This window comes from Rhizobium sp. L51/94 (assembly GCF_019355555.1).
GTDB lineage: Bacteria > Pseudomonadota > Alphaproteobacteria > Rhizobiales > Rhizobiaceae > Rhizobium > Rhizobium rhododendri.
Genome location: NZ_CP072141.1, coordinates 819,686 through 842,773 on the forward strand (window position 1 = coordinate 819,686; position 23,088 = coordinate 842,773).

Sequence of the window (23,088 nt, forward strand, 5' to 3'; positions counted from 1 at the left end):
GGCTTCCATCAATTGTGAGCTGGCTCCGTGATGGCGCGGAAAGGGAATTTGCGGCCGCAATGGCAGCGGATGATCGAGCTTTCCTGAAATTTCGAGGCACGTTGCTCGTAGAAGCCACGCGGCATCACATCGATCGCAAAACCAGGGGTTTTCCGGTTGCGGTCGTCGTCCTCGGATGCTTCGGCAAAACCGGAATGTCCGCATTGAGGACAGATGAGCTTTTTTGAAAAGCGGTCGCGCGCGGCCATGTCAGTCTCCGATGTCGCCCCCGGCAGCTCGCACCTCACCGGGTATCGACAATGCCATCAATCGAAGGGATGGCGGACAAGGTGGGATTCGAACCCACGGTACGCTTTCACGCACACACGCGTTCCAGGCGTGCGCCTTAAACCACTCGGCCACCTGTCCATCTGCACTTCGCATCCGGTAAAGGAGCAATCGTGGGAACGGCGCGATATATACCGAGGAACGCGCGGGGATCAACCCCATAAGCAAGAGTATTTTCGACTTCTCTGCACAAACCGTCCTCCAATGCATATTGCGCAGATAGCGGCTCTGACATATCCATGGCAGGGGGTGGCCAAGTCGGAGGCAGTAGGCCATTGACCGCTGGATCCGGGCCATTGGAGGAATCGAATGCTTTTTCTGTTGCGCTTGGGAAGCCTCGTCTGCCTGGTCATGGCAACGATCGCAGGAACGATCGATTCCATCCGCTCGGTCGCCTCCTCGTCCCTAGTCATCACATCCTTCGCCGATCTCTGGAAGAGCTTCAGCCCTTCCACCTTCGAGCAGCTGCAATCGGCAATGCCGGCCGGGGACGGCGGTGGAAAATTCTATCTGCCAGCCGTAGAGTGGTCTTTGTCGCAGCCGGCCTTTGCCGTGCTCCTCGCGGCATCGTTGCTGCTGTGGATGGTGGGCTACAGGCGGGTCCCGGCCACGGGCCGGTATTTGGCTTAAGCCGTCCAGAGTAAGCCCGATAAGGCCAAAATCCTCGTTTCATGGATGGTATATCGAAGGCTATGGTCCAGCGCGTTTGGCGTGGAATAGCATCCCAATGACTAGAAAAGCCGCATATTAGCGTCCTCTGCGGTCAAAAATCAGCCAGCCAAGCTGCCTTTTCGGCAGTTCTCACAAATCTTTACCAACTGAAAAATTTCTGATGAATTTTAGATGTCAGCATGCAAGGATGCGCCCAAGCCAGGCCTCGGGGGAGGTCGGCGGTTCCGCAGACATGTCCCGGAAAACGGGCTTGCGGGAGGACCCCATCATAGCAACAACAGGGCTGCGCTAATGAAAAAATCTGTTTTGACCCTTTTTGCCTTGGCCGCGATGTCGGCGTCGGCTCTCGCTGCGGATATCAAGCCGGCAATCGTTTATGGCACAGGCGGCAAGTTCGATAAATCCTTCAATGAAGCGGCCTACAATGGCGCCGAGAAGTTCAAGAAGGAAACCGGCATCGCTTACCGTGACTTCGAGCCAAGCGGCGATACGCAGGGTGAACAGGCATTGCGCAACTTTGCCAGCAAGGGCTTCAATCCGGTTATCGCAGTTTCCTTTGCCTGGTCATCGGCACTGCAGAAGGTCGGCGCAGAATTTCCAAAGACCCAGTTCGTCCTGATCGACGACCAGGTCGACCTGCCGAACGTCCGTTCAGTTATGTACAAGGAAAATGAAGGCTCGTACCTTGCCGGCGTCATGGCTGCCATGTCTTCGAAGACAGGCAAGATCGGCTTCATCGGCGGCATGGATATTCCGCTGATTCGCAAGTTCGAATGTGGCTACGAGCAGGGCGCGCGTGCGACCAATCCGAAGATCGAAGTGTTGCAGAACATGACCGGCACGACAGGCGCAGCCTGGAACGATCCGGTGCGCGGCGGCGAACTGACCAAGAACCAGATCGATCAGGGTGCGGACGTGGTCTACGCGGCTGCCGGTGCCACCGGTCTCGGCGTCCTGCAGACGGCTGCCGACAACAAGAAGCTTTCGATCGGCGTCGACTCGAACCAGAACTACCTGCATCCCGGTTCGGTTCTGACATCGGTCGTTAAGCGCGTCGATCTTGCAGTCTACGACGCCTTCATGGACTCCAAGAACGGCAAGTTCACGCCCGGTGCCCAGCATCTTGGCCTGAAGGAAGACGGCGTCGCCGTTGCCATGGATGACAACAACAAGCCGCTGGTAACCGCTGAAATGCTGGCTGCCGTCGACAAGGCCAAGGCCGATGTCGTATCCGGCAAGGTCACCGTTCACGACTACACGGCCGACAACACCTGCCCGAAATGAGTTGACGGAAGGGCGTATGGCGAGCCGCCATACGCCCTTTTCATATCCGGACGTGCCGTTTCTGGAGCAGTATAGTGAGCCAACCGCCTGCCATCGAGCTTGTGGGTATCGACAAGAAGTTCGGTGCCGTACACGCCAATAAAAACATAGACCTGACCGTCGCCAAGGGCACCATCCACGGGATCATCGGCGAAAACGGGGCAGGGAAATCGACGCTCATGTCGATCCTATACGGATTCTATCAAGCCGATAGCGGCGAGATCCGTGTCAACGGCAAATCGGTCACCATCCGCGACAGCCAAGCCGCCATCGATGTCGGCATCGGAATGGTGCATCAGCATTTCATGCTGGTCGAAAATTTTACGGTCCTCGAGAACGTCATGCTCGGCGCCGAGGGCGGCGCCTTGCTTGCCAAGGGCGTGGCAGCGTCGCGCGCCGAATTGAAGCGGCTGGAGACGGACTATGGCCTTGATGTCGATCCGGATGCGCTGATCGAGGAGCTCCCCGTCGGGCTGCAGCAGCGCGTCGAGATCCTCAAGGCCATGTATCGCGGTGCCGAGATCCTCATTCTCGACGAGCCGACCGGTGTTCTGACGCCGGCAGAGGCTGACCACCTGTTTAGAATTCTCCGCGTCCTGCGCGACCAGGGTAAGACGGTGCTTCTGATCACCCATAAGCTGCGAGAGATCATGGCGATCACTGATACGGTGTCGGTCATGCGTCGCGGCGAGATGGTTGCGACGCGCACGACTGCCGACACCACCGTCGAGGAGCTGGCTGAACTGATGGTCGGCCGCCGCGTCCTCCTGCGGGTAGAGAAAGGCGCCGCCAATCCGGGCGAGATCGTCATGTCGGTGCGCAATCTCACGGTCAAGGACGGTCGTGGCGTTACCATGGTCGACAATGTTTCATTCGATGTCCGTGCCGGTGAGATCGTCGGTATCGCTGGTGTGGCCGGCAACGGCCAGTCGGAGTTGCTGGAGGCGCTGGCGGGGATACGCAAGCCGACTTCGGGCGAAATCCTGCTGCATGGCAAGACCATCGACAAGGTCGACCCGGCCCATCTTAGGGCATTGGGACTGGCGCATATTCCGGAAGACCGCCATCACATGGGCCTGGTGCTGCCGTTCGAGGAGTACCAGAATTCCATCCTGGGGTATCATCGGGACCCGGCCTACAGCACCGGTCCATTCATGAACCTCGAGGCGATCCGCAAGGACGCGGCGCTGAAGATTGAGAAATACGACATCCGACCGCCAAATCCCCGGCTGCGCACCGCCAATTTCTCCGGCGGCAACCAGCAGAAGATCGTGGTTGCTCGCGAGATCGAGCGTGATCCGAAGATGCTCCTGATCGGCCAACCGACACGTGGCGTCGATATCGGCGCCATCGAGTTCATCCATCGCCGCATCATCGAGATGCGCGATGCGGGCAAGGGCGTCTTGCTGGTCTCGGTAGAACTGGATGAAGTCCGCGCACTGTCGGATCGTATCCTGGTGATGTTCGCCGGCCATGTGGTCGGCGAGAAGACGGCTGATGCCGGTGAACAGACCCTCGGCCTGATGATGGCCGGTATTGCCGCGTGAGGCCTGAATGAGTACTGCATCCGTCCGCCTCCCCAGTTGGATCACCTACGGGTTGATTCCAGTCATGAACCTGTTGCTCGCCTTCCTGATTTCCGGGATTGTGGTTTGGATCATCGGCGAAGACCCTGTACAAGCCCTTGTGCTGCTGCTCCAGGGCGCGCTTGGAAACGGCGAGGGCATCGGTTTCACGCTTTTCTATGCGACCAGCTTCATTTTCACAGGGCTGTCCGTCGCCGTCGCTGTCCACACCGGCTTGTTCAATATCGGCTCCGAGGGTCAGGCCTATTTCGGCGGCCTTGGCTGTGCGCTGGTGGCACTGGCGCTCGACCGCTATGTGCCGTGGTACGTAACCATGCCGTTCGCGGTGGTGGGTGCTGCAATTTTCGGCGCAGCCTGGGCCCTCATTCCTGCCTGGCTGCAGGCCAAGCGTGGCAGCCACATCGTCATCACGACCATCATGTTCAACTACATCTGTTCGGCGCTTATGGTCTATCTGCTCGCGCATATTCTTATCGTGCCCGGAAAGATGGCGCCGGAAACGCGCACCTTCCTCGAAGGGGGACAGTTACCGAAGCTCGGATGGCTGATCGAGATGTTCGGCTCGACCATCGGCGCGGCACCCTTCAACGTCTCCTTCCTGATCGCACTGGTGATGTGCTTTCTCGTCTGGCTGCTGATCTGGCGCACAAAGCTTGGCTACGAGATGCGGACCCTCGGCATCAGCCCGTCGGCTGCCATCTACGCCGGCATTCCCTATGCCCGTACGGTCATCATCGCCATGCTAATCTCGGGCGGTCTCGCCGGCATGATGGCGCTAAACCCAGTGATGGGAGCTTCCGCCCGCCTGCAGGTCGAGTTCGTCGGTGGCGCCGGCTTCGTCGGTATTGCCGTGTCGCTGATGGGGCGCAATCATCCCGTCGGCATTATCCTCGCAGCCCTGCTGTTCGGCATCCTCTACCAGGGTGGAGATGCGCTTTCTTTCGACATGCCGAACATCACACGCGAAATGATCCTGGTCATCCAGGGTCTCGTCATCCTGTTTGCCGGTGCGCTGGAATACATGTTCCGCCCGGCGCTGGTGCGCATCTATCAAAAAATCGCCAGGACGGGAGGATAGCATCATGGATTATTACGACGTCCTCATCAGCATCATCGGGTCCACTGTCCGTCTCTCGGTTCCCCTGATCTTCACGGCACTGGCAGGTCTTTTCTCCGAACGGGCCGGCGTGTTCGATATCGGGCTTGAGGGAAAGATGCTGGCCTCTGCCTTTGCGGCCGCTTGCATTGCCTATCTTACCGGCTCGGCCTGGGCCGGCCTGGCCGGCGGCATCACCGCCTCGGTCGCGCTTAGTCTCGTGCACGGCTTTGCCTCGATCACCAACCGGGGCAATCAGATCGTGTCGGGCGTCGCCCTCAACTTCTTTGTCGCAGGTATTACCATCGTTCTCGGCCAGGCGTGGTTCGGCCAGGGCGGGCGTACGCCGCAGGTTTCCGGCGATGGCCGTTTCTCGCCGATCATCCTGCCCGGTGCCGATCAGATCCGCAGCGTCCCGGTGATAGGCCCGCTCTATGCTGACGTCCTGTCCGGCAATAACAGCCTGACCTACCTCGCCTTCGTGGCCGTGCCGGTCTCGTGGTGGATCCTCTATCGCACCCGGTTCGGATTGCGGCTGCGCGCCGTCGGTGAAAATCCCGGTGCCGTCGATACGGCCGGCATTTCGGTGAGTTGGCTGCGCTACCGTGCTGTCATCTGCGCCGGCATTCTCTGCGGCTTTTCCGGCACCTATCTGTCGATTGCCCAGTCCGCAGCCTTCATCAAGGACATGTCGGCCGGCAAGGGTTACATCGCTCTGGCCGCATTGATCTTCGCCAAGTGGAAGCCTGTGCCTGTCATGTTTGCCTGCCTGCTGTTCGGCTTCCTCGATGCTTTCGCCAACTTCATGCAGGGCAAGTCCGTGCCGCTGATCGGCCAGGTGCCGGTACAGATTTTCCAGGCCTTGCCCTACATCCTCACCTGCATCCTGCTTGCAGGCTTCATTGGCGTCGCCCGCCCGCCGAAGGCCGGTGGCGTGCCCTATACCAAGGAGCGATAGAATGTCGCACGATCTGTTTGAAGCCGCCCGCGCGGCCATGACCCACGCTCATGTGCCCTATTCGAAGTTCCCGGTCGGCGCCGCCATCCGTGCCGATGACGGAAAGGTCTATGCCGGCGCCAACATCGAGAACATCTCCTTTCCTCAAGGCTGGTGCGCCGAGCCGACTGCGATCAGCATGATGATCATGGGCGGAGGCAGAAAGATCGTCGAGATGGCGGTGATTGCCGAGAAACTTGCGCTCTGCCCGCCCTGTGGCGGTTGCCGCCAGAAGATCGCCGAGTTTGCCGGCAAGGGGACGAAAATCTACCTCTGCGACGAGGCCGGCGTCCAGAAGACCATGACGATGGAGGAGCTCCTACCCTTCAGCTTCGAGACCGATATCCTCGGATGACCGGCGCCCTTATCAGTCTCTTGCGCGACCGGCTGGGTGGCCAGACACCGCGTACCGGTATCATCCTTGGTTCCGGCCTCGGAGCCCTCGTGGAGGAGCTGGATGATGTCGTGCGGATTGCTTATGGCGATCTGCCGGGCTTCCCGGTCAGCGGTGTCTCCGGCCACGCCGGCGAAGTCGTCGTGGGCTCGCTGGGCGGCAAGCCTGTGATCATGCTCTCCGGTCGTGTCCACTACTATGAAAAGGGCGACGCAAACGCCATGCGCGTGCCCATCGAGGTCCTTGCCGGTCTCGGCATCGAGGAGTTGATCCTGACAAATTCCGCCGGCTCGTTGCGGCAGGAGCTTCCGCCGGGCGCGGTTATGCAGATCACCGACCACATCAATTATTCCGGCATGAACCCGCTTATCGGTGTCGACAGCGACAAGCGATTCGTCGGCATGACCAGCGCTTATGACGCAGAACTGGCGTTGCGCATGCACAGCGCGGCCAAAAAATGCGGCATCCCGTTGGGGCAGGGCGTCTACATGTGGTTCTCCGGACCAAGCTTCGAAACACCTGCAGAGATCCGCATGGCACGGGTTTTGGGCGCCGACGCAGTCGGAATGTCGACAGTGCCGGAAGTCATTCTGGCGCGTTTCTTTGGTCTGCGGGTTGCGGCGGCATCCGTCATAACCAATTATGGGGCCGGCATGACCGGGGGTGAACTCAGTCATGAAGAGACGAAGGATATGGCGCCGATCGGCGGCGCCCGTCTCGCGGCGATCCTGAAGCAGATGATCGCCGGCGGAGGAGATGAGATATGACGGACCACACGCATCGGGAAACGGCCGCTTTCGCACTTTCCCTGCTCGATCTGACCAACCTGAAAGACGATTGCACCGACACGCAGATCGTCACGCTTTGCGCGCGCGCCCAGACGCCTTTTGGCCACAGCGCGGCAATCTGCATCTGGCCCCGCTTCGTTACCCGCGCCCGCAGTATTCTTGGCACAAACCATGCGGTGAAAATTGCCACCGTCGTCAATTTTCCGGCAGGCGACATGGAGGTTGCCGACGTAGCAGCCGAAACGCGGGAGGCAATCGCCGATGGCGCAGACGAGATCGACCTCGTCATTCCCTATCGCAAGCTGATTGCTGGTGACGAGCCGGCGGTGACCGAAATGGTCGCGGCAATCCGTGCCGAATGTGCGAGCCCCATTCTCCTCAAGGTTATCCTCGAAACTGGCGAACTGAAGGACACGGGCCTGATCCGGCGCGCCGGCGAACTGGCGATTGCTGCCGGCGCCGACTTCATCAAGACATCGACCGGCAAGGTCGCCGTCAATGCGACGCTGGAAACGGCGGATGTCATGCTGCGGACCATCCGCGACAGTGGCCGGAAGGTCGGGTTCAAGCCCGCCGGGGGTATCGGTTCGGTTGCCGAGGCTGCCCTTTACCTCCGGCTTGCCGAGACGATCATGGCGCCAGACTGGGCCATGCCGTCGACGTTCCGCTTCGGTGCATCCGGTTTGCTGGACGATATCCTGTCAGTCCTTAGCGGCGGTCCGCCGATCACGCTCGCCGCCGGCTATTAACAGATGATGCCGCAGGAGTTCATCCGGCGGAAACGTGACGGCGAAGCCCTGCGCGCCGCCGATATCGACAGCTTTATCGGTGCACTTGCCCGCGGCGAACTGTCGGAAGGCCAGATCGGTGCTTTCGCGATGGCCGTATGGTTCAAAGGCATGTCGCGAGACGAGACGGTGGCGCTGACGCTGGCGATGGCCCACTCAGGCGATAGCCTGAGCTGGAAGGGCCTCGATAAGCCGGTAGCCGACAAACATTCGACCGGCGGCATCGGTGACAACGTCTCGCTGGTGCTGGCGCCGGTTGCCGCTGCCTGCGGCCTTGCCGTTCCGATGATTTCCGGTCGTGGCCTCGGCCATACCGGCGGCACGCTGGACAAGCTGGAATCGATCCCCGGATACGACATTACGCCGGATGCGGCACGTTTTCGCAAGGTGGTCGAGGAGGCAGGCTGCGCGATCATCGGCCAGACCGCTTCGCTCGCTCCCGCTGACCGACGCCTCTATGCAATCAGGGATGTGACTGCCACAGTCGATTCGGTACCGCTCATCACGGCCTCCATCTTGTCGAAGAAGCTTGCGGCCGGACTTCAGACGCTGGTCCTCGACGTCAAGATTGGCAATGGCGCCTTCATGACATCCCGGGAAGAGGCGGAAGTGCTGGCTCACTCGCTTGTAGAAGTCGCCAACGGCGCCGGCTTGCAGACATCGGCATTGATCACCGACATGAACGAACCCTTGGCCGACGCTGCTGGAAACGTGTTGGAACTGCGCAATGCGATCGAATGCCTGAAAGGCGATAAACCAGGGACCAGGCTTGAAACACTGGTACTGGCTTTCGCCGCCGAGATGCTGGTCGGTGCGAAAATGGCGGCCAGCCTCGAGCTCGGCGAGGAGCTGGCGCGTCAAGCGCTGGCGTCTGGTGCAGCCGCAGAAGCATTTTCACGCATGGTCGAGGGTCTCGGCGGACCGACCGATCTCATGGACCGGCCAGACGCCTATCTCATTGGCTCGCCTGTCCAGAAAGCCGTTCTTGCCACTTCCGATGGCTGGCTTGCAGGCTGCGACGCACGCGCCATCGGTATGGAGGTCATCGCGCTCGGCGGCGGTCGTCTTCGGCCGGAGGATAAAATCGATCATCGGGTAGGTTTCAGCGATTTTCTGCCGCTAGCGTCATTCGTCCGGAAGGGTGACCGCATCGCCACCGTCCACGCAGCAGAGATGTCCGCCGCCGAAAGGGCGGCTTCCATTGTTTCGGCGACATACACAATCACCGAGGAGCGGCCCGATCAGGCACCGCTCATCGTGGCGCGTATTTCAGGCTGAAGAGGCTTACTGTTCCATGCGGAGCGCGCCGTCCTCGACGCTGTAGGAAGCCAGCTTCTTCAAGAAGCTGACTCCGATCAGGGTCGAACTCAAAGCTTCATCCTTCAGGACCAGTGCATCGACGTCACGCACACGGATACCGCCGATATCGAGATGGTCGAGGCGCACATAGGCGGCTTTCGTCTGGCCATTGGCGGTGTTGACCGCATTGCGGAAATCGAGCGATGCCATCGCATAACCGAGATGGCGGGCAGTCGTCTCGTTCAGGGCCACGTAGGTAGCGCCCGTGTCGATCAGGCCCTGCACGGACTTGCCGTTGATCTTGAAATTTCCGCTGTAGTGACCTTGCGCATCTGCCCTGAGCTGCACATTGCCATGGGAATCGACTGCCAGCGGCTGTTGTGAAGGTGCGGAGATGCTGAGAAGGGATGGTACCGGATTTTGGGCGGCGCCGCTCGTTTGGAAGAACGAGGGCACCTGGGTGGCGAGCGTCGCGAAAACGCCAGCAAATACGAGGCTCCGTACAAGCATCGACAAGAATCCTTCCTGTATAAACCTGGCGTCATGCGAGGCGTGATGTGTTGTGACCCTTATCTTAAGATTACTGCCAAGTTACTAACGTCGCTTGGCGTAATCGAGCGGATTTGAGAAACGAAACGCACAAATACAGGCATAGGTTAAGGAAGTATGAAGTCTATTTGGTCCCATACATCCTGTCGCCGGCATCACCAAGGCCAGGGACGATATAGCCCTTCTCGTTGAGGTGACTGTCGATCGACGCAGTGTAGACAGGCACATCGGGATGCGCGTCGGTGAAATTCTTGAGACCTTCCGGTGCGGCCAGCAGGCAGAGGAAGCGGATGTTGTGAGCGCCGCGTTCCTTCAGCTTGTCGATAGCTGCAATCGATGAATTACCGGTCGCCAGCATCGGATCTACAACAATGATCAGTCGTTCGGCAATATCTTCCGGCGCCTTGAAGTAATACTCCACCGGCTGCAGCGTCTCATGGTCACGATAGACGCCGATATGCGAGACACGTGCTGAAGGCACGAGGTCGAGCATACCTTCGAGCAAGCCATTGCCGGCACGCAGGATCGACGCGAAGACGAGCTTCTTGCCTTCGAGGATCGGCGATTCCATCTCCTGCAATGGCGTCTCGATCGTTTCCATCGTCAGTTCGAGGTCGCGTGTGACTTCATAGCAGAGCAGTGTCGAAATCTCGCGCAGCAGGCGTCGAAAGCTGCCGGTCGAGGTGTCCTTGCGCCGCATGATGGTGAGTTTGTGCTGCACAAGCGGGTGATTGATAACCGTAACGCCGTCCATGATTTCAGCCTTCCGCTTGGATTTCAGAATAAAACCTGTTCTTCCACGGAAGTTGCCCTCACCGCAAGAGAACGCGGCGATTCGGTTCCAAGCATCCCCAGTCTCTGATTGCAGACGTGTTTAAATCATGGCTAGCAGCCTTGAACGTGTCTCATCGTCAACAAAGGCTGCCTCCAGACCGGTGCGGGTCATCGCGTTGATCTCGGCCTCGCTGAAGCCGAATGCCGAACGCGCCAACGCATATTCGCGCTCCAGCGACGTCTTGAAAAACGGCGGATCGTCGGAGCTGATTGTGACGCGGACCCCCGCCTCCTTCAAACGGCGTAGCGGATGCGATTCGAAGTCGGGAAAGACATTCAGTGCGATGTTGGAGCCGGGGCAGACCTCCAGGACTGTGCCGAGATCCGCCAGACGCCTGACAAGCTCGCTATCCTCGACCGCGCGAACGCCGTGGCCGATGCGGCTCGGGCGAACGAGATCGAGGGCATCTGACACGCTGAAGGCGCCACAGACTTCGCCGGCATGGATCGTCAGGCCAAGGCCCGCGTCGCGCGCGATATCGAAGGCCCGGGCGTAATCGGCAACACGCCCCATGCGCTCTTCACCTGCCATGTTGAAACCGGTAATCAGCGGATTGTCGCTCCGTGCGGCATATTCCGCAGCCTTGATGACGCGCTCAGGGCCGAAATGCCGTTCCCCGGTGACAATCAGCCGGGCCTCGATCCCGGTTCTCGCCTTTGCCGCGTGAATGCCGGCCGATACTCCGGCAATATAGGCATCGGCACCAAGGCCGATGCGGTCGCCGTGGTCCGGAGATACGATCAACTCGCTGTAAATAGTTCCGATGGCCGCCAGCTCCTCGAGATAGGTCTCGGTCAGGAGGGCATAGTCTTCCTCTGTGCGGTAGACTGACGCGACCTGGTCGTAGGCGACGATAAATTCCGCGAAATCATTCCAGAGATAAGTACCATCGCGCAGGAAGCCGCGGGTATCGACGCCGTATTTCAGCGCTTGTTCTGCCGTGAGGCTCGGCGGAGCGGCACCCTCGAGGTGGCAATGAAGCTCGATCTTTTTCAGGTGCGATGTCACAGAAAGCTCCTCCCGTAGGGTCCAGCGGCAATGCCGAGATGGGCAGCGACGGTCTCGCCGATATCGGCAAAGCTTTGACGAATGCCGATGGCACGCGAGCGGAGGCCGGGTCCGTAGGCGATGATCGGGACGCGCTCGCGGGTATGGTCGGTGCCGCGCCAGGTGGGGTCGCAGCCATGGTCGGCGGTCAGGATCACCAGATCGCCCGCCTTGAGCTTGCGATGCACCTCCGGAAGGCGCGCATCGAATGCCTCGAGTGCGGCAGCATACCCGGCTACATCGCGACGGTGACCATAGACCATGTCGAAATCGACGAAATTGGTGAACACAAGATCGCCGTCCTCGGCATACTCCATTGCCTTCAACGATGCGTCCATCAAAGCGTCGTTGCCGTTTGCCTTGACCTCCGTCGAGATACCCTGATGGGCAAAGATATCGCCGATCTTGCCGATCGCATGGACTTTTCGGCCACCGGCGACCAGCCGATCCAGCAGCGTCGGCTCCGGCGGCAGGACGGAAAAATCACGACGGTTACCGGTGCGCTCGAAATTTGCAGCCGTACTGCCGACGAACGGTCTGGCAATGACACGCCCGATATTGAATTCATCGAGCAGCGCCCGGGCGATGCGACACACATGCAGCAGGCGATCGAGCCCGAAACTCACTTCGTGCGCGGCTATCTGGAATACTGAATCCGAGGACGTATAGCAGATGGGCCTGCCGGTCCGCATATGCTCTTCGCCATGGCGGGCAATGATGTCGGTTCCGGATGCGTGGCAATTGCCGAGGATGCCGGGGATTTCGGCAGCACGGCAGAAGCTCGCCACGAACTCCGGGGGAAACGCGTCGCCCTCCGCTGGAAAATAGCCCCAGTCGAAGGTTACGGGCGTACCGGCGATTTCCCAATGACCGGAGGGTGTGTCCTTGCCGCGCGACACTTCATTGGCGCATCCATAGAGACCATAAATGCGCTCCGGCATCGTCATTCCGGCGGGGTAGGCACCAGCCGCACTCTTGGCGATCTGCATCAGCCCCAGCGCCGACATGTTAGGGAGCGTCAGCGGACCCGCGCGAAGGCCTGCACGGTCTGCCGCTCCTGCGGCGCAAAACTCGGCAATATGGCCAAGCGTATCGGCGCCCTGGTCGCCGTAGGATGCTGCGTCCGGGCCACCGCCGACGCCGAAGGAATCAAGAACGAAGAGAAAAGCGCGCGCCATGAGCTACCCGACAAAGACGATCAGTATCCGCAACGGATCTTCCGGCGGCTTGCAGGCGAGTACCCATATAGTGGCAGTACGCACTTGGCAATTTCGCCGGGTTCTCGTCGTCCTGCGTCAGCGCCTCAGCAATCGTCGCACTTGATCGAAGTTCCGGTGCGCTGACGGTAGAAATATTGCCGCTGCATAGTGATCGAATTCATGCCCGCCGGTAGGAAGTCCGGTCCAAAGCTGATGAGCTTGTAAGGCACCCCAAGCTCGGTTCTGACCAAGAACGAATTTGGTTTGTTGAGTGCGGTCGGCACCCCTGTCACAGCACTATTGACCGCATAGGCAGTCGTCCCGTCCTGCTCCCACGACCAAAGCACCGTAGCCTTGCTGCTGGCATCGATCTGGATGCCGGTGATCTTCAGCGTCATGCCGGTAGTGGCGTAAGGCACAAAGATTGCATTGACGACGGATGGCATGGTCGAGAGAATAGATTTCGATACTGTCGACTGCTGCGTAACGATATCTGCGACAGTTCCTGCCGCGCGGCTCGTTCGCTGGGCAACGCTGAGCGCGACCGTCGTCTGCAGCGCGCCGAGGTACAGAAGCAGCAGGACCGGAACGAGTATGGCGAATTCGATGGCGCCAACACCGCCCTTGTCGCGCACCAGGCGCAAACCGAGGCGCGCAATACGGCTATCGAGCGCCCGTTGCAGCCTCCGGCGCATCCCGTAACTGTGTAGATCCGGGGCGCTCAAGGGTATTTCTCATTTTGAAAGGCCGTTGTGGCGATAATCAGGAAGTCGGTCGGCATCGAACCGTTGGCCGGTCGGATTGTGGTGATATAGGGCCGCACGATATCGGTTGTAATCTTCCAACGATAATAAGCTCGCACCATGTTGATGGAACTTGGGCCGCCTGGCGCAAATTTGAAGCCCGACGGATCTATGTCGGCGTACGCGGCAGTGGAGACGCGAGGAATTTTCACTGGAATGTCGGCGAAGGACGTGTAGGTCTCAACATCAAGATACAATTTCGCCGGTGTGGCGATCTCGCTCGGGGAGCAGCTGATCATAATGGCAATCTCGGCGCAGAATGCGGTCCGAAACTTCGTTTGATCCATGTCGGTCGCGGTGCGTCCCATCGCGTAGGTAATCTGTCCGGTGCGAAGCTTTCTCGACAGCGTATCCGTGGCATTGACCACCAGTTGTTCGGCAGTGAAGGCGACGAATGTCTCGATGATCGCAAAGATTATGATGAAATAGGGGACCGCCAGCAGGGCAAACTCAATTGCCGTCGCCCCATCTTTCGAGCGCACGATGCGTCTGAGGCGCTTCAGGATAGGATGCCGGACTAGCGCGGTGTCACCTTTGTCCTGCCCATCCACCGTCATCATGATTTCCACGCTTCTATCAACGCGCGGACCCTATGCGGACTTCATTGATATTCCGTTGCGTTTTCTCTTAAACTTCCGATGCCAAGACATCGTCTATGGCGTGGCGGCAACCGGTGCGGCAGCGCTGCTTTGCTGAGCGTGAACCTCGCAGTTCGGTGTGCAGGAAAGAACGGAGCGCTCCGTCTGGCGATAGACGCGAACCGTATTGCCTTCGTCGATCGATACAAGAATACGCTCGTCGACAATCGCGTTGCCGTCGGAGTCGAGAAGAACGATGTTCGTCGTGCCGAAACTGCGACCTGTCAAAACGATCGTCTTCGGATCCGCGACTGTCGCATCGGCCACCTGCGAGTTTCCGATGATCACTTTGCTGACCGGGCGATCTAGCCTCAGTATGCGTGCATGATCCATGAACACCCGCAGCATGTTGTCCCCGGCCACGGAGATCCCTGGCAAGAGTCCTGTCGCTGCGACGATGCAGCCGAATAAAACGGATCTGCCTTGCTGGAACATGAAGGGGGGCCTCTCGGGCGAATTCTCGGTGCTCGTACGCGATAGAATGAAAAGTATTAGTAAACTAAGCGTTAATATGCCGAATAATGCGTCGATTGATGAAGGTTGATGGCACCATATGTGTAGAAATGGGAATTTGAAGGTGAGATCTATGTATCGTAAGGAGCCGTTTGATTTACTCTGTGACATGTCTGTCGCTGCTGCTGCCGTGCAATAGATGACTCGAAACAATACTATACGTTAATCACTCTCTTCGTTAACTACCATGATCGCGAAAGCCTATTATCATTTTGTTTACTATTTTTTTTAAGTCGATTGAAACAGCCGTTCGATAATTTCCCCTCATCCGATCAACGGCAAACAGTTGGCGGACTTGCTGTCAACATGTGGAGTAGGAGTTTCCATGACCAAGCTTTTCGCGCGTTTCTTGAAAGACGAATCCGGTGCGACTGCAATTGAATACGGCTTGATCGCTGCTCTGATCTCCGTAGCCCTGATCGCCGGTGCAACCACCCTCGGCGGTGCCTTGAACAACCAGTTCAAGAACATTGCTGGCAAGTTGAACTACGCAGGCTGATAATTCTCGCCGATAAATTTGAATGAAAAGCCGCATCCCCTCAGGGCAGCGGCTTTTTGCCATTTCCGGCGTCATAGACCGGTCATTCTTCCTTAGGCAATGGCTGTTACCATCACAGCGACTTTATGGAGATGAGTATGATCGGGGCCGCAATTTTCTTGATTTTTCCGCTTTGCATGGCGGTTGCTGCATTCTCCGATCTTTTCACTATGACCATCCCCAATCGGGTTTCCGTCATCCTCGTCGGGGCATTTCTGCTGGTCGCCCCCTTCACGGGTCTGCCGCTAGCAGTAATCGGAATGCATTTTCTGGGTGCGCTGATTGTCTTTGCCCTTTGCTTCGGCTTCTTCGCGCTCAACATTATGGGCGGTGGCGATGCCAAGCTCCTGAGCGCCGCCGCATTGTGGTTCGGGTTCGACCAGTCTCTCCTGGAATTCGCCGTATATGTCAGCGTCGTCGGCGGCATCATGACAGTGCTGATCTTCGCCATGCGCGCCCGCGCAGACATCCTTTCCGTCATCGGTATGTCGATACCCCAATCCCTGACACATGCTAAGAAAATACCGTACGGCATCGCGATCGGCATTGGCGGGTTTATCGCTTTCCCGTCGTCTCCCCTGTTTCTGGCTGCTCTCAATCAGTCATGATCTCGGGTTGGAAGGAAGTCTGTATTCATGACTTCTTAAGCTAAGTTGTAAGTCATTCATTAACCATAAGTATACCAATTGCGGTGCATCCTTAGTGGCGAACAGTCTTGTTCCCAAGGATGAATAATGAAACCCGCTCGCCTGATCATTCTCGTTGTTGCAGTTGGCGCGGCAGGTCTTGCCGGCGTACTGGCAATGCGCCTTGCGGGCGGTCGCAATGTCGTTCCGGAAGTTGCAACGGTGATGCAGAGGGAACCCTCCGTCAAGGTTCTGGTCGCAGCCGCCAACTTGCCCATCGGCTCACGCTTGAACGATAGCTCGATCCGCTGGATGGACTGGCCGGAGGCGGGTGTCGTCAAGGGCGTCATCACCGAGACGGACCGTCCCGATGCGTTGAAAGATATGCTCGGCTCAGTCGTTCGCCTGCCGATCTTCGAAGGCGAACCGATCCGCGAGGAAAAGGTCGCCGATTCCAACAGCCGCATCCTTTCCTCGCTGCTGCCCGCCGGCAAGCGGGCCGTGGCCACGGAAATCTCGGTCGCGACAGGCGCGGGTGGCTTCATTCTTCCCAACGACCGCGTCGATATTTTGATGGTTCGCAAGGGCGATTCTGCCAAGTTTCAGACAGAGACGATTCTGAGCAACGTGCGCGTGCTCGCTATCGACCAGCAGATCGAGCAGAAGCCTGATGGCTCGAAGTCAGCCGTCGGTGCGACCGCGACGCTGGAACTTACCCCCGACCAGGCGAAGGTGCTGGCGACGGCACAGCAGATGGCTGACAAATTGTCCATGGCACTGCGCTCGGTCGCAGATGCGCAGGAGCCCGATACGGGCGCTGCCGACTACCTGTTGTCCGGAGACAGTGGTGCATCTGTCGTGCAGGTCATCAAATCCGGCGCCATCGTCCCAAGCGGCGCGGCGGTCAAGGTACAATGAAAGAGGGCGCGACCATGCGGATGACTAAACCAGGGACCAGCCGTTCGCTCTCGGCGCTGCTCGCATTCTCTGTCGCCTTCGGCGGCCTGCCCCTGCAGATCGTGCCGCACTTCCTGTCGGTAGACGAAGCTCTGGCCGAGACGTCCGACAGCATCGTGACCATCGCCGGGATCGGTAACCACAAGCGGCTGAATCTCGGTCTCAACAAGGCATTGGTCGTTGATCTGCCGGCCGATGCCCATGATATCCTCGTCTCCGACCCGACGATGGCCGACGCGGTGACACGCACCTCGCGCCGCATCTACCTTTTCGGCAAGACGGTCGGCCAGACAAACATCTTCGTGTTCGGCGCCAACGGTGAAGAAGTCGCGACCCTCGACATCTCCATCGAGCGCGACATCACAGGTCTGCAGGCCAATCTCAAGCGCTTCATTCCAGACTCTGATATCCATGTCGAAATCGTCTCCGACAACATCGTCCTGACCGGCACCGTCCGCACGCCGATGGATTCGTCGCGCGCCGTCGACCTTGCGCAGGCGTTCCTCAAGGGTGGCGAAGCAACGACCCGAAACACGACCGCCAGCGGCAGCGGATCCAGCAGCGCAGTGGCGATTTTCGCTGAAAACCGGCAGACGTCCTCCATCAAGAACTTTTTGCAGATCGATGGCGAAGACCAGGTAACGCTGAAAGTCACCGTTGCTGAGATCAAGCGGAGCGTCCTGAAGCAGATTGGCTTCGATAACCTTGTCGGAAATTCGTCCGGCCTGACGGTCGCCCAACTTGGAAACATCAACACAAATTCCACCACAGGCCTGATTGGCGGTGATCCTGCTGTCGCGGCCGGCAATGGTGGCTTGGCTGCCCTTTTCAAATTTGCGGTCGGCAAGTACGACATCCACAGCTACATGAACGCATTGGAGCAGGCCAAGGCCATTCGCACCTTGGCGGAGCCGACGCTGACGGCAATTTCCGGGCAGGCGGCCACCTTCAATTCCGGTGGCCAGACCCTCTATTCCTCGACCGACAGCGATGGCAAGGTCACGATCACCCCTTACACCTACGGTATCAGCCTCTCGTTCACGCCCGTGGTGCTCTCTGCCGGTCGCATCAGCTTGCACATCAACACACAGGTTTCCGAACCGGTCGGAACGGCCGGTACAGCGACCTACAATCAGCGCGCTGCCGACACGTCTGTAGAGTTGCCATCCGGCGGCTCCATCGCGCTTGCCGGCTTGCTCAGCGACAACATCCAGCAGACCACCAATGGCACGCCGGGTGCATCCAAAATCCCGATCCTCGGCGCCCTGTTCCGGCAGAAAAGCGTCGAGCGAGACGAAAGCGAACTGGTGATCATCGCCACGCCCTATCTCGTCCGTCCCGTCGCCCGCAACGCGCTGTCACGGCCGGACGATAATTTCTCGCCCGCCAACGATGCAGGCGCCTTCTTCCTCAACCGTGTCAACAAGGTCTATGGCCGCCGTGACACCCCAGTCGCGGATGCCGAATTTCATGGCTCCGTCGGCTTCATCTACAAGTAGGGGCGCGTGATGACGATCCGCCAGTCAACCAACGCCGAGAGAGATGTCGCCATGCCCCGCACCCGACTGCATGTTCTGAACGCAAGCCGCCTGAGGATGTCGTCTGCTGCACTTATGGTCGCTGTCCTTGCCGGCTGCGCCAACCATGACGACATGACGACCGGCTCTGTCCACGACGACTACCGCCAACGTCACCCCATCGTCCTGACGCAGGCCGAGCATAATGTCGACATTCCGGTTGCTGCCAGCGATCGGCGCCTCACCCAGGGCACGCGGGATATGATCCGCGGCTTCGCTCAGGACTACAAGGCCCATGCAACCGGCACTGTCGAAATCATGACGCCGCAGGGCGCAATGAACAGCCAGGCGATTGCCGACGTGCGCCATCAGGTTCGCCAGGAACTGGTGGCCAGCGGCATCCCGTCCCGGCGCATCGCTGATAGCTTCTATCCTGCGGGTGGAGCAGGCGACGCGGCGCCGATCCGGCTGCATTTCATGGCCACCACCGCGGTTACGAACGCTTGCGGGCAGTGGCCTGAAGATCTGGCGGACAAACCCTTCGACAACCAGAATTACTATAACTTCGGCTGTGCGTCTCAAAGCAACCTGGCGGCACAGGTAGCCAACCCTACCGATCTCGTCGCGCCAAGGGCGCAGACACCGATCGATGCGGAACAGCGCGGCAAGGTGATCGAGAGCTATCGCAGCGGCTCCACCCCGACGAGTTCATCGTCGATAGGCGGGTTCAGCGGCAGCGGCGGATGATCTTCAGGCTGGAGGCTCTGACCGGGAAACACGACAGGACACGACCATGAGCGCGATCGATTACGATATCCAGATGGAAAAGGCGGATGCGGCCAGTCCCCGCATCGGCGATCTCGAGAGCATGCGTCCTCTTCCGCGCATCTCCGTGCATGCCTTTTGCGAGAGCGAATCGCTGCAGCAGTTGATGGAGCGTTTTGGCAACGACCGGCGCATGGCAAAGGTCAGCCTGCGCATCACCAGCGGCGGCGCTGCGGCGGCGGCAAACATGTTTTCCAGCGCCCCGACGCCGAACCTGATCATTATCGAGACCCGCTCTCCGCCGGCATCCATCCTGACCGATCTCGCCCCGGTTGCTGCGGTCTGCGACCCCAGCACCAAGGTCGTTATCGTCGGCTACCACAACGACATCACGCTCTATCGCGAACTGATGCGCAACGGCATCTCGGAATACATGGTCCAGCCAGTGGCAATGTCCGACCTGATGGCGGCGATGTCGACGATCTTCATCGATCCTGATGCCGAGCCGATCGGCCGCAGCATCGCGTTCATTGGCGCCAAGGGCGGCGTCGGCGCTTCGACGATTGCTCACAACTGCGCTTTCGGCATCTCCAACCTGTTCTCCACCGAGACTATACTTGCAGACTTGGATCTCCCTTTCGGCACGGCAAATATCGATTTCGATCAGGATCCGGCCCAGGGGATAGCCGAGGCAGTCTTTGCGCCCGACCGTCTGGACGAGGTCTTTCTCGATCGCCTGCTGACGAAGTGCTCGAAGCACCTGTCGCTGCTGGCCGCTCCGTCGATGCTCGACCGCGCCTATGATTTCGAAGGCCATGCCTTCCAGCCCGTGCTGGACGTGTTGCAGCGAAGCGCGCCAGTGACAGTGCTGGACGTGCCGCATATGTGGTCGGAATGGACCCGGGCTGTACTTTCGAGCGTCGACGACGTGGTGATTTGTGCCATGCCCGACCTCGCAAATCTTCGCAACGCCAAGAACATGCTGGATGCTTTGCGCAAGATGCGGCCGAACGACAAGGTCCCACATTTGATCCTCAACCAGGTGGGCATGCCGAAAAGACCGGAAATTGGTATCTCGGAATTCTGCGAGCCACTGGAAGTCGATCCGATCGCTATCATTCCATTCGACGTAGCCCTGTTCGGCAATGCGGCGAACAGTGGCCGGATGATTTCGGAGGTCGACGCGAAGTCGCCGATCGCCGAGACATTCTCCCAGATCTCCCACATCGTTACCGGCCGCATCGCAATGAAGAAGTCGCGCAAGGGAGGCCTGATGGGTCTTCTGAAGCGGAAATAAGACGACGACCGAGAAGAATTGGAACGACCATGTTTGGTAAGCGCGGAAACGATGGGTTTGGAAAAGGCGACGGCGCACCTGCGCCGCTGCAGCCGCGTACGTCGACCGCCGCAGCGTCGGCCTCCACGGTGTTGATGGAGCCCTCCCGCGAAAACACGCAGCGCCAGCAGGTCGCCCCACCACCGATCCAGACGCCGCAGCGCCGGCGCCCGCAGCGTACCGAGGAATATTACGACACCAAGGCGCAGGTCTTCGGTGCTCTGATCGATACCATAGACCTGTCCCAGCTCTCCAAGCTCGATGGCGAAAGCGCGCGTGAGGAAATTCGCGACATCGTCAACGACATCATCACGATCAAGAATTTCGCGATGTCGATCTCCGAGCAGGAAGAGTTGCTCGATGACATCTGCAACGACGTACTGGGGTACGGTCCGCTCGAGCCGCTGCTCGCCCGCGACGACATTTCCGACATCATGGTCAACGGCTCCGGCCAGACCTTTATCGAAGTTGGCGGTAAGACGATCGAATCGGAAATCCGCTTTCGCGACAACAGCCAGCTTCTATCGATCTGCCAGCGCATCGTCAGCCAGGTCGGCCGTCGCGTCGACGAATCCAGCCCCATCTGCGATGCGCGCCTGCCGGATGGCTCGCGTGTCAACGTCATCGCGCCGCCACTGGCGATCGATGGCCCGGCTCTGACAATCCGTAAATTCAAGAAGGACAAGCTGACGCTCGACCAGCTCGTCCGCTTCGGCGCGATCACGCCGGAAGGCGCCATCATCCTGCAGATCATCGGTCGGGTTCGCTGCAATGTGGTTATCTCTGGCGGTACCGGCTCGGGCAAGACGACACTGCTCAATTGCCTGACGCGATATATCGACGAAGACGAGCGGATCATCACCTGCGAAGACACCGCAGAACTGCAATTGCAACAGCCGCACGTGGTACGCCTCGAAACACGCCCGCCGAATATCGAAGGTGAGGGCGAGATCACCATGCGCGACCTCGTCAAGAACTGCCTGCGCATGCGCCCTGAGCGGATCATCGTCGGCGAAGTGCGCGGGCCCGAAGTGTTCGACCTTTTGCAGGCGATGAACACTGGCCATGACGGATCCATGGGAACGATCCACTCGAATACGCCTCGTGAATGCTTGAGCCGTATCGAGTCGATGATCGCGATGGGCGGTTTTACCTTGCCTGCAAAGACTGTGCGCGAAATCATCGCCGGCTCCGTCGACGTCATCATCCAGGCTGCACGCTTGAGAGACGGATCCCGCCGCATCACCCAGATCACCGAGGTCATCGGGATGGAAGGTGATGTCATCATCACCCAGGATCTGATGCGCTACGAAATCGAAGGCGAAGACGCCAATGGCCGCATCGTCGGTCGCCACGTGTCGACCGGCATCGGTAAGCCGCATTTCTGGGATCGCGCCCGTTACTACAATGAGGAAAAGCGATTGGCAGCGGTGCTGGACGAGATGGACAAACAATCGAAGTAGGGTTTGACCGATGTTCGGCATTGATTCCACCATCCTCCTTATCGTGCTGCTAGCAGCCATATCTGCGGCTGCGTTGAGCTACAGCTTCCTGTTTTCGAGTATGGAAACCGACAAGAAGACGGCCAGTCGGGTCAGTCGCGTCAAGGCGACAGAAAGCGAGCTGAACAAGGTCAGTGCGGCGCGGGACCGCGTCCAGGAGTTGTCGAAGCGTCGGAGGTCCGTGCAGGATTCGCTGAAAGACCTCGAAAAGCGGAATCTGGAAAAAAGCAAGAAATCACAGTCCCTGAAGGCCCGACTGGCTCAAACAGGCCTGCCGATCACCATCGGTCGCTTCTATCTGTTCAGCGCTCTTTTTGCTCTTGTCGTCATGCTTGCCGCCTTCATCCTGGGCGCGCCGCTGGCGATCGTCCTGGGATTGCCGTTTACCGCCGGCGTCGGTCTCCCCCGGTGGATCATAGGTTTTCTCGTCAAGCGCCGGCAGAACAAGTTCCTCAACGAGTTTCCGAATGCGCTCGATGTGATCACCCGCTCGCTGCGCTCCGGCCTGCCGCTCAACGACGCGATCCGCCTTGTGTCAGCCGATGCGCGCGAGCCGGTCAAGACGGAGTTTCGCCAATTGGTGGAGGCCCAGCAGGTCGGTCTCAGCATGGCGGATGCTTGCGCCCGCATGGCTGTCGGACTTCCGCTGCAGGAGGTCAACTTTTTCGCCATTGTGATTGCAATCCAGTCGCAGTCCGGCGGCAACCTGTCGGAAGCGCTCGGAAATCTCGCGCGTGTCCTTCGTGAGCGCAAGAAGATGAAGGCGAAGGTGCAGGCCCTGTCGATGGAAGCCAAGGCGTCGGCCTGCATCATTGGTGCCCTGCCGTTCATCGTCGCCACACTCGTCTATCTGACGTCGCCACAATATATCATGGCCCTCTTCACCGATCCGCGCGGCCATCTGATCCTGATGTTTGCCGGAGTTTGGATGGCGCTCGGTATGTTCGTCATGCGCCAAATGATCAATTTCGACATCTGACCGAAGGTTGCCAC

25 protein-coding genes and 1 tRNA gene are annotated in these 23,088 nt (G+C 59.1%); 17 read left to right on the forward strand and 9 right to left on the reverse strand.

Annotated elements, in window-relative coordinates; all coding sequences use genetic code 11:
- Positions 1-8 precede the first annotated feature (8 nt).
- Together J5274_RS03930 and J5274_RS03935 are read right to left on the reverse strand one after the other, a co-directional pair.
- Positions 9-248, reverse strand: a complete 240-nt coding sequence (locus tag J5274_RS03930; protein ID WP_142829969.1) for a hypothetical protein — start codon at positions 246-248, stop codon at positions 9-11.
- 70 nt (positions 249-318) lie between these two features.
- Positions 319-408, reverse strand: a tRNA-Ser gene (locus tag J5274_RS03935).
- 228 nt (positions 409-636) lie between these two features.
- Here J5274_RS03935 and J5274_RS03940 point away from each other — a divergent pair.
- The 9 genes from J5274_RS03940 to deoA all read left to right on the forward strand — a co-directional run bounded on the left by J5274_RS03940 (position 637) and on the right by deoA (position 9,249).
- The gene (locus J5274_RS03940) at positions 637-957 is read left to right on the forward strand and encodes a hypothetical protein (RefSeq protein ID WP_142829971.1); all 321 of its coding nucleotides are present in this window, start codon (positions 637-639) and stop codon (positions 955-957) included.
- A gap of 333 nt (positions 958-1,290) precedes the next feature.
- The gene (locus tag J5274_RS03945; RefSeq protein WP_142829973.1) at positions 1,291-2,283 is read left to right on the forward strand and encodes a BMP family protein; all 993 of its coding nucleotides are present in this window, start codon (positions 1,291-1,293) and stop codon (positions 2,281-2,283) included.
- A 74-nt stretch (positions 2,284-2,357) separates the two neighbouring features.
- Complete coding sequence (locus tag J5274_RS03950) at positions 2,358-3,869, forward strand: ABC transporter ATP-binding protein (protein ID WP_142829975.1); 1,512 nt, start codon at positions 2,358-2,360, stop codon at positions 3,867-3,869.
- 7 nt (positions 3,870-3,876) lie between these two features.
- The gene (locus J5274_RS03955) at positions 3,877-4,986 is read left to right on the forward strand and encodes an ABC transporter permease (protein WP_142829977.1); all 1,110 of its coding nucleotides are present in this window, start codon (positions 3,877-3,879) and stop codon (positions 4,984-4,986) included.
- 4 nt (positions 4,987-4,990) lie between these two features.
- Complete coding sequence (locus J5274_RS03960) at positions 4,991-5,962, forward strand: ABC transporter permease (RefSeq protein WP_111215846.1); 972 nt, start codon at positions 4,991-4,993, stop codon at positions 5,960-5,962.
- 1 nt (position 5,963) lies between these two features.
- Positions 5,964-6,356 carry a cytidine deaminase gene (locus J5274_RS03965; RefSeq protein WP_142829979.1) on the forward strand — a complete coding sequence of 131 codons (393 nt, stop codon included), beginning with the start codon at positions 5,964-5,966 and terminating at the stop codon, positions 6,354-6,356.
- Positions 6,353-7,162, forward strand: coding sequence for a purine-nucleoside phosphorylase (locus J5274_RS03970; RefSeq protein WP_142829981.1), 810 nt, complete (start codon positions 6,353-6,355; stop codon positions 7,160-7,162). Before J5274_RS03965 ends, J5274_RS03970 begins: the two co-directional genes overlap by 4 nt.
- On the forward strand, positions 7,159-7,932 hold the full coding sequence (gene deoC, locus J5274_RS03975) for a deoxyribose-phosphate aldolase (protein ID WP_142829983.1): 774 nt from the start codon (positions 7,159-7,161) through the stop codon (positions 7,930-7,932). Before J5274_RS03970 ends, deoC begins: the two co-directional genes overlap by 4 nt.
- Before the next feature lie 3 nt (positions 7,933-7,935).
- On the forward strand, positions 7,936-9,249 hold the full coding sequence (deoA, locus tag J5274_RS03980) for a thymidine phosphorylase (protein WP_142829985.1): 1,314 nt from the start codon (positions 7,936-7,938) through the stop codon (positions 9,247-9,249).
- Positions 9,250-9,255: 6 nt separating this feature from the next.
- On the opposite strand, the gene J5274_RS03985 is transcribed toward deoA, so the two are convergent.
- The 7 genes from J5274_RS03985 to J5274_RS04015 form a co-directional block, all read right to left on the reverse strand.
- On the reverse strand, positions 9,256-9,780 hold the full coding sequence (locus J5274_RS03985; protein ID WP_219274933.1) for a TIGR02281 family clan AA aspartic protease: 525 nt from the start codon (positions 9,778-9,780) through the stop codon (positions 9,256-9,258).
- Positions 9,781-9,943: 163 nt separating this feature from the next.
- Entirely contained in the window at positions 9,944-10,573 is a 630-nt protein-coding gene (gene upp, locus J5274_RS03990) for a uracil phosphoribosyltransferase (RefSeq protein WP_111215855.1), read from the reverse strand.
- Positions 10,574-10,693: 120 nt separating this feature from the next.
- Positions 10,694-11,662, reverse strand: a complete 969-nt coding sequence (locus tag J5274_RS03995; RefSeq protein ID WP_142829987.1) for an adenosine deaminase — start codon at positions 11,660-11,662, stop codon at positions 10,694-10,696.
- Positions 11,659-12,879 carry a phosphopentomutase gene (locus tag J5274_RS04000; RefSeq protein WP_142829989.1) on the reverse strand — a complete coding sequence of 407 codons (1,221 nt, stop codon included), beginning with the start codon at positions 12,877-12,879 and terminating at the stop codon, positions 11,659-11,661. Before J5274_RS04000 ends, J5274_RS03995 begins: the two co-directional genes overlap by 4 nt.
- A gap of 125 nt (positions 12,880-13,004) precedes the next feature.
- Positions 13,005-13,595 carry a TadE/TadG family type IV pilus assembly protein gene (locus tag J5274_RS04005; RefSeq protein ID WP_142830245.1) on the reverse strand — a complete coding sequence of 197 codons (591 nt, stop codon included), beginning with the start codon at positions 13,593-13,595 and terminating at the stop codon, positions 13,005-13,007.
- 26 nt (positions 13,596-13,621) lie between these two features.
- A complete protein-coding gene (locus tag J5274_RS04010; RefSeq protein ID WP_374113740.1) occupies positions 13,622-14,260 on the reverse strand; it encodes a TadE/TadG family type IV pilus assembly protein in 639 nt (212 codons plus the stop codon).
- 96 nt (positions 14,261-14,356) lie between these two features.
- Positions 14,357-14,776 carry a pilus assembly protein N-terminal domain-containing protein gene (locus J5274_RS04015; protein WP_142829991.1) on the reverse strand — a complete coding sequence of 140 codons (420 nt, stop codon included), beginning with the start codon at positions 14,774-14,776 and terminating at the stop codon, positions 14,357-14,359.
- 403 nt (positions 14,777-15,179) lie between these two features.
- Between J5274_RS04015 and J5274_RS04020 the strand changes: the two genes are divergently transcribed.
- From J5274_RS04020 to J5274_RS04055, 8 genes are all read left to right on the forward strand, one after another.
- On the forward strand, positions 15,180-15,353 hold the full coding sequence (locus tag J5274_RS04020) for a Flp family type IVb pilin (protein WP_142829993.1): 174 nt from the start codon (positions 15,180-15,182) through the stop codon (positions 15,351-15,353).
- A 137-nt stretch (positions 15,354-15,490) separates the two neighbouring features.
- Positions 15,491-16,000, forward strand: coding sequence for a prepilin peptidase (locus J5274_RS04025; protein WP_142829995.1), 510 nt, complete (start codon positions 15,491-15,493; stop codon positions 15,998-16,000).
- 126 nt (positions 16,001-16,126) lie between these two features.
- Positions 16,127-16,936: a Flp pilus assembly protein CpaB gene (gene cpaB / locus J5274_RS04030; RefSeq protein ID WP_142829997.1), complete on the forward strand. Its 810-nt coding sequence runs from the start codon at positions 16,127-16,129 to the stop codon at positions 16,934-16,936.
- Positions 16,933-18,474: a type II and III secretion system protein family protein gene (locus J5274_RS04035; RefSeq protein ID WP_374113733.1), complete on the forward strand. Its 1,542-nt coding sequence runs from the start codon at positions 16,933-16,935 to the stop codon at positions 18,472-18,474. Before cpaB ends, J5274_RS04035 begins: the two co-directional genes overlap by 4 nt.
- A 9-nt stretch (positions 18,475-18,483) precedes the next feature.
- Positions 18,484-19,239, forward strand: a complete 756-nt coding sequence (locus tag J5274_RS04040) for a CpaD family pilus assembly protein (protein ID WP_142829999.1) — start codon at positions 18,484-18,486, stop codon at positions 19,237-19,239.
- A gap of 46 nt (positions 19,240-19,285) precedes the next feature.
- On the forward strand, positions 19,286-20,554 hold the full coding sequence (locus J5274_RS04045; RefSeq protein WP_142830001.1) for a CpaE family protein: 1,269 nt from the start codon (positions 19,286-19,288) through the stop codon (positions 20,552-20,554).
- A 29-nt stretch (positions 20,555-20,583) separates the two neighbouring features.
- Entirely contained in the window at positions 20,584-22,056 is a 1,473-nt protein-coding gene (locus J5274_RS04050) for a CpaF family protein (RefSeq protein ID WP_142830003.1), read from the forward strand.
- A 10-nt stretch (positions 22,057-22,066) separates the two neighbouring features.
- Positions 22,067-23,074, forward strand: a complete 1,008-nt coding sequence (locus J5274_RS04055; protein ID WP_142830005.1) for a type II secretion system F family protein — start codon at positions 22,067-22,069, stop codon at positions 23,072-23,074.
- Positions 23,075-23,088: the final 14 nt, after the last annotated feature.